Source organism: Flavisolibacter nicotianae, assembly GCF_003628535.1.
Classification (GTDB): domain Bacteria; phylum Bacteroidota; class Bacteroidia; order Chitinophagales; family Chitinophagaceae; genus Flavisolibacter; species Flavisolibacter nicotianae.
Genome location: NZ_RBCI01000065.1, coordinates 1 through 634, shown reverse-complemented (window position 1 = coordinate 634; position 634 = coordinate 1). Strand labels below are relative to the sequence as shown.

The following is a 634-nucleotide window of genomic DNA, read 5'->3' as shown; positions in this document are numbered from 1 at the left end:
TGCCGCAGACCATTACGTTCCCGGCGATTTCGAATAAACTGACCACGGATCTGCCCTTTACCTTGTCGGCAACGGCTTCCTCGGGCCTGCCGGTCAGCTACCGGGTGGTGAGCGGTCCTGCCACCGTTTCGGGCAACACCGTGACCCTTGCCGGTACAGCCGGTACGGTGATTATCGAAGCGTCGCAGGCGGGCAACACAACCTACAATGCTGCCACAGCCGTTACGCAAAGCTTTACGGTGAGTGCACCGGTGGTGGTGACGCCGGGTTATTATCCCATCCCTGGACGCGTAGAGGCAGAGAACTATTCTGCGATGCAGTGGGTGTTGCTGGAAAGCTGCAGCGAAGGCGGGCAAAGCGCCGGTGGTTTTGGTTCGGGCTCCTGGATGGACTACAACGTCAATGTGGCTGCGGCCGGAACCTACACGATGAACTTCCGCGTGGGCGGTTGGGGCGGCAGCCTGCAGGTGAAGAACGCAGGCGGATCGGTGCTGGCCACGGTAGCCATTCCTTCATCGGGTGGCTGGCAGACCTGGAAGACAGTGAGCAGCAGCGTCACGCTTCCGGCCGGACTGCAAACCCTTCGGCTCTATGTTGTCGACCCGGGCTTTACCCTCAACTGGTTCGAAGGACT

At 60.6% G+C, this 634-nt stretch carries 1 protein-coding gene; it reads left to right on the top strand.

The features are described from left to right. On the top strand, window positions 1-634 hold a 634-nt coding region (locus D6024_RS26415; protein WP_121357816.1), incomplete at both ends, for a carbohydrate-binding protein.